The sequence below is a fragment of the Helicobacter bilis genome, from assembly GCF_900198365.1.
Classification (GTDB): domain Bacteria; phylum Campylobacterota; class Campylobacteria; order Campylobacterales; family Helicobacteraceae; genus Helicobacter_A; species Helicobacter_A bilis_B.
In genome coordinates, this window is sequence record NZ_FZMS01000016.1 from 40,060 (window position 1) to 46,499 (window position 6,440).

Here is a 6,440-nt window from a genome sequence, read left to right on the forward strand (position 1 = left end):
GGGAGATTTTATTGTGTAGAATCTAACTTATAGAATCTATGTTTGTTTGTAAGCATTTATTTATAGCTTCTAAATTTCATATTAAAAAGTTATAGTCTCTTGTGTTGGTGTTATCAGTAGGGAGTATCTCTAAGAGTATGCAAGAAAAGCCCATGTTTTGTAGTTGTAGATATAGGGATTCACTGCCCCATTCTATGAAATGTAAGCCCTTGTTTGCTAAAGATTCATAAAGTCTCATCATAGCGTATTCATCATTCTTTAAATACAAATCATAATGAAATATCTCATTATTATACTCATGCAAAAAGGCAAAGGTAGGGGAGCTACTTAAAATGCCTTTGTGTTTGCAATACTCATGCACAAGATGACTTTTCCCCATGCCAACTTCCCCTTTTAAAAGGATAATATTTATGGGCTTTTTGGTGTAGTTGTTTTCCTTTTGCAATAGCTTGATAAAACCTATAATTTCATTCAGCTGTTCTTTTGTGTTTGTGCTGTGAAAAATGCTTTGCATGATGTTCCTATTGAAAGATTTTTTTAATTTAAAGCGATGATATTATCGGCAATACAAACCAAAACCTTATTGTGAATATACCTTTATTGTAATCACTACTCAAAGTGGCTATTTGATGACAAAAATACCACAACTACTCATAACAAATAGGGGATAAAAAGTATTTGCATTAAAGATTCCATTCATATCCTCCAAATTTGTGATTATTGTATCTTTCCATTTACTAAGCAACCTATCAAGGCAACAAGCAATAAGAAGCAGAGAATCTCAACTATATTTTTTCTATATTTTTTGATAAAAAGAATAGTTTTGACATATAGCATAGGGGCAATATATTTCATTATTAATATGACAATAATGCAACTACAAAGCAGTATCGCAATATTCGTAAAAGTTATAGGTGGAGATAAAATAAAAATTAAGATTCCCATTATCGTATAAACAATCTTTTTTAAGACTCCCATATCTTTATCATCTGGGACAAATAATCCTATCCACCAAAATATTACAAAGCCTAGAAATAGCAAAATAAGAATAAAAAATATCGACATTAAAAATTCCATAATTCTACCTCCATATTGCTTGGTTGGTATAATGCGTTTAAAACTGCATTGCCCTTGCATTACTTATTGCAGTGTCGTTGATACAGGCAATGATATGACTTTCATGTCTTTTATGCCGAGTTCATTTTGCATACTTTTTAACATATCGCTATTTTGTGCGATAAACTGCATGGCTGGATCTGCACTCATTGTTTGATTGTTATTTGTTTCTGTGTTTAGATTCTGTGGTTCTGCTTGTTGTGTATGGGTGGGGTTCTTGTCTGTTGTTTCGTTTAGATTCTGTTTAGTTTGTAGTTTGTTATGTGTTATTTGAGTGGCTCTTGTGGTTGTATTTTGCATAAGTTTTTCTAAATCCTGTGGGTTTTGCTTTACAACCTGCATTTTTATAGAATCTCCATAGACTTCTTTCATCACCTGCATAATACCGCTGTATGCTTGTCTCAATGTGCCTGTCTCTTCCTCTGTGGTGTAAAATATAAGGTGCAATACATTGCCTGTGAGTTTGTCAAATGCGATTTTGTTTTCAAAAAGATTACCTATATTGTAATCCCTTTCATATAGCTTTGCTATAAGTGTTGTAAAAAGATTGTCGTTTTTTGTAAGGCTAAAGGGTTGTTTATGTGCTTCTTGCTGTGTGTTTATAGAATCTATTTGGCTTTGCTGTGTGGGGTTAGATTCTATTGAGTTATTAGATTCTGTTTGGTTATTAAAATGTTGCGAGTTATTAGAATCTAGTTTAGATTCTGTTTGAATGTTAGAATCTTGTGTGGTATTAAGATGTGTTATAGAATCGTTATTGCTAGATTCTATTGTGAAATTAGAATTTATGCTTATTTGTGTTTGTGGCATAAAATCTTTATTTATAGAATCTTGTGTTATAGAATCTTTTATTAACTCTTCTTGCGCGTTGTTTTCTTGTGTTGTATGTATGGTTTCATTTTGTGGGGTTTTTATATTAGTTTCCATTGTGCTGGGGTCTATTTGCTGATTAATATAGGCTTTGCTAGTTTCTGTTAAGCTATTAGAATCTATTGATAGATTAGAATTATTTAAAGTATTAGAATGCACTAGATTATGAGTATTTAAAAAGAGATTAGAATCTTTATTGCTAGATTCTTGCGTATTGGTTTTAGATTCTATAAAAGCATTAGAATCTTGTGTTAGATTCTGTGTGTTTTGTTGAATTTGTGTAGTTTGTAGATTCTGTGTTGTTTGGTTGGATACTTCGGTTTGGGTTGTATTTGTAGTTATAGAATCTGTTATGGAATCTTTAGGTGCTGTTGCATTTATAGGTTGTGTAGAATCCAAAGAAGTAGAATTTGGGGAATTAGAATTTACATGACTTATAGAATCTTTGGAGTTTGTAGGAATTGTCGCATTTATAGAATCTATGGAATTTTTAACAGAATCATTATACTGCATAGGATTTATGGAATCTTGTGCGGTATTAATATGTGTTATAGAATCTTTATTGCTAGATTCTGTTGTGAGATTAGAATTTACACTTGTTTGTATTTGTGGTAAGGAATCTTTATTTATAGAATCTTTAGTGTTTGTAGGATTTATAGAATCTTTAATGGGATTTATAGAATCCACCTGCATAGCATTCCTAGATTCCATACTATTTTGTGTGGCTATATACTCATTTGATAATTGCGTGATTTGTGCGTTTTGGGCTGGGGTTTGTATGCTTTCTAGCTGTTTTAGTGCGTTTGCTACCTCTCGTATCTTCTGGGCTTCAAGCATTTTTAGAATAGTTAATAACAGACAAAAATCACTATCGCAATCAAGCTGTAACATAGCCTTAGAATCATTAATAATATTTGCATAACGCATACCTAAAACGGGTGGGATTTGTGGTATCTCTTCTAGCATTTTATTCTTAATATAAAGGCTTAACTCATCTAATATCATCTCAATTTCATAGCCTTCCAGCGATTTAGCAAATTTTATACATTCCTGCATATCCTTTCTTAAAAGGGCTTGAAAAAGCGTGTCAAAGGCACTTGGATCTAGTGCACCTAGCATATCTGCTAACTTTTGCGTATTAAGGCTATTTTGACAAAAGACAATGGCTTGGTCTAGCAAGGTTAGGGTATCTCTAAGGCTTCCATGTCCATTTCGTATCAGCATATCTAGGCTTGCTTCATCACTACTTACATTTTCTTTTTGCAGGATATGTGCTAGGTGGTTTTTTAATGCTGTTGTTGGAATCTTTTTAAAGCGGAAGTGTTGTGTGCGACTTAGTATTGTAGCTGGGACTTTTAGCGGGTCTGTGGTCGCTAGGATAAATTTCACATAGTTTGGTGGCTCTTCTAGCGTTTTTAAAAGTGAGTTAAACGCCTCTTTTGTTAGCATATGGACTTCATCTATGATAAAGATTTTAAAGCGTCCCATTGTAGGCTTGTATTTGGTCTGCTCGAGTAAGTCTCTCATATCATCAATCTTTCTATTACTTGCACCATCAAGCTCTGTAATGTCTAAATGTGCGCCTTTTAATGCAGCGATACAATTCGCACAAGCCCCACATGGACTAGAAGTAATGCCCCTTTCACACTGCAGGGATCTAGCTAAGATTCTAGCCGATGAGGTCTTACCGCTACCACGCAAACCGCTGAATAAATACGCATTTGCAATCTTTTTGCTATCAAGGGCTAAACATAGCGTCCTTGCGACACTCTCTTGCCCTACAAGCTCTGCAAATGTCTTTGGTCTATATTTTAATGCAAGGGCTATTGCCTCTGTGCTTTCAATCGGTGTTTCTTTGGTTTTTGGTGTGTTGTTAGTTTCTTGTTTTATTGGGGTTTGTGCAGGTTGCTTTATTGTAGGCTTTGTTTCACTTGAAGTCATTGAGAAAATATCAAGCGGCTTTGTAAATACAAGTTTATGGTCAATGGGATTTGGTGAGACTCTGTTTATATCCCATGGTGGCATATTTTCATCAGTTGTATGTGTAGTTGTATTATCCATTAAAATCCCCTATTTATTCTACAAGTTAAAGAGTGAAATTATAACAAAATAGCTTAATATTGCGATAAAGCCTTACACTTTATTACAAAAGTTAAGGATTTTGGGTATAATAGGCGGGTTTCTTGTGGTTTGTGGCTTATGTGGCTTAAAGGATTAGATATGATTATAAGCAAATATTGTGCGAGTGGCAATGACTTTTTGATATTTCATAGCTTTTTAGAGCAGAATCGTGCGAAAATGGCAGTAGAGCTTTGCAATAGATTCTATGGTATTGGGGCTGATGGCATGGTTGTAGTTTTGCCTTATGAGAGTAAAGATTCTAATATCGCATATAAATGGGAGTTTTACAATGCTGATGGCAGTTTTGCTGGTATGTGTGGAAATGCAAGTAGAGCTGTAAGCCTATATGCTTTTCATAATAAACTTGCTACGCAAAATCATAGTTTTCTAAGTGGAGCGGGGATCATAGATACAAGCATTAAAGAAATAATAGATTCAAAACATGCGTATGTGCAAAGCAACCTTGGCGAATATGTCCTGCAAGGCAATATCGTTGAGAATAAAAAGGGGAGTGTCTATGAGTTTGAGCATATTATCATGCGTATCCCGCATTTAGTGTATTTTGCTACTTCTATGAAAGAGTTTAATTTGCTTAGCAATGACTTAGAGTTTCTCTCACATTTAAGACATAAGTATGATGCAAATGTAAATATTGCTATAAGGGAGAATGATAAAATCTATTATGTAACTTTTGAAAGAGGGGTAGAAAATATCACACAAGCCTGTGGCACAGGGGCATGTGCGGTATATGTCAGCCTAAGAGATTTTAGCAAAACCTATACGCTTATACCACCAAGCAAAGAGAAATTGCAAGTATCTTATAATAATGGTTTAATCTATTTTTCTGGACTTGTAACAAAAGTGTGTGATTGTGTTTTGTAGTCTGCGTCAAAGGAATTATTAATGAAAGAGAATGTAAATAGTAAAGATACTAGTGTTTTTGCTGATATTTATGAAGATAAGCGAGTGTTTAATGTAGATTCTAAAACAGCATGTTTTATTAAGCAAGGCGGTATGTCGAAAGTAGATTCTAAGCTTTGTCATATTGAGCGTAGCGAAATATCTAGTATAGAATCTATGTTACATTTAAATAAACATAAAGCTTTATCCACAAAGCTATGGAATCTAGACTTTAAAATAGATTCTAGGCAGGATTTTTTATCTCATGCTGCAAATAAAGTTATTTTAGAAAATACCAACAAAAAGCCCCTTTATTCTCACAAAAAGCAAGGTAAAATACCTAAGAAGCTACACTTAATCTATTTGTTTATAAATACTAAGTCTAAAGCAACACTAACTCTACACTATCTCTATAAATCCATATATAGAATCTTATCTATATTTTTATTTAGCCTTATATGTAGCATATATGCGGCAAATGCCAATACACTCACAGATAGCAATGCCAAAACAGGACGAGATCAACAAAATAAAACAACACAATCACAAAAAGTGCAAATAAAAGGCGATACTCTAGTCATACAAGATGCCTCATGCCAATCGGGCAATAAATCGCTACTCAAGTCATTACAAACAAAAGATTCCAAAAATACAACGACACTACAAGAATGCGATGATATAAATCATAAATAGTTATGTCATATTAATATAAAGTCTCTCATAGTAACTAAGACTGAGTGAAATGTTACTAATGAAGCGGGGTTAAAGATTTGGGGTTTTGAGTATGTAAGTGGAGTGAATGTTGTATTGTTTGCATGATTATTGATTTTTATATCCACAACTTGGATAGACAATGCTGTTTTAATGCCAAATATAACAATAGGCAATCTAATTATAGAATTGGTTATATGTCAATATCAGTTAAAATCTAAATTTCATTTTTTGCACCCCACGCCCTACACACACCCAAGTAAGATAGATTTTAAAACTTAAATCTCACCTACACAATTCTTAGCTTATTAAAAAGTCTTTATATACGACTTTACTTATACACTACGCGTGGTGGTTTATAGCTAAGTTTAAATAAAGCGCGTTTGATTTGTATATATGTGCGATAGAATGGCTTTAAGATTCTATAATGCAAGGGTATTCCCCCTCCCCCCTCCCATAGTAATATTTTCGCCAACATTTATACTCTCACCCTTATCATATTGAGTATTATTTGCTGCATTTTTTACAATGCTATAACATAAAGGGGCAAGATATTTAATATAATTGTCATTAGCACAAAAAAACTACATGATACATATAAAATCTCCGTTTCTTAAAATAATGCAGTATTATAACAAATTATGCGTTGAGGATTGCATAAAGATGTATCAAAAAAATATGTCAAACCTACAAGTAAGAATTTCAAAAAACTTGCAAGTAGA

At 33.3% G+C, this 6,440-nt stretch carries 6 protein-coding genes; 2 read left to right on the forward strand and 4 right to left on the reverse strand.

Features of this window, described 5'->3' with window-relative positions:
- Positions 1-76 precede the first annotated feature (76 nt).
- The 3 genes from tsaE to dnaX form a co-directional block, all read right to left on the reverse strand.
- Positions 77-514 (reverse strand): tRNA (adenosine(37)-N6)-threonylcarbamoyltransferase complex ATPase subunit type 1 TsaE, encoded by a 438-nt coding sequence (tsaE, locus tag C6H08_RS02975; protein ID WP_034562808.1) that lies wholly within the window; start codon positions 512-514, stop codon positions 77-79.
- Between the two features lie 203 nt (positions 515-717).
- Positions 718-1,065, reverse strand: coding sequence for a hypothetical protein (locus C6H08_RS02980; RefSeq protein WP_138196154.1), 348 nt, complete (start codon positions 1,063-1,065; stop codon positions 718-720).
- A 75-nt stretch (positions 1,066-1,140) separates the two neighbouring features.
- Positions 1,141-4,047 (reverse strand): DNA polymerase III subunit gamma/tau, encoded by a 2,907-nt coding sequence (dnaX, locus tag C6H08_RS02985; protein ID WP_052099934.1) that lies wholly within the window; start codon positions 4,045-4,047, stop codon positions 1,141-1,143.
- A 159-nt stretch (positions 4,048-4,206) separates the two neighbouring features.
- Here dnaX and dapF point away from each other — a divergent pair, with 159 nt between their 5' ends.
- Positions 4,207-4,989, forward strand: a complete 783-nt coding sequence (gene dapF / locus C6H08_RS02990; RefSeq protein ID WP_020995706.1) for a diaminopimelate epimerase — start codon at positions 4,207-4,209, stop codon at positions 4,987-4,989.
- 21 nt (positions 4,990-5,010) lie between these two features.
- Positions 5,011-5,700, forward strand: coding sequence for a hypothetical protein (locus C6H08_RS02995; RefSeq protein ID WP_034578921.1), 690 nt, complete (start codon positions 5,011-5,013; stop codon positions 5,698-5,700).
- Positions 5,701-6,049: 349 nt separating this feature from the next.
- Here the strand turns inward: C6H08_RS02995 and C6H08_RS11220 are convergent, their stop codons facing one another.
- Complete coding sequence (locus C6H08_RS11220; protein WP_158656793.1) at positions 6,050-6,196, reverse strand: hypothetical protein; 147 nt, start codon at positions 6,194-6,196, stop codon at positions 6,050-6,052.
- Between the last annotated feature and the right edge of the window lie 244 nt (positions 6,197-6,440).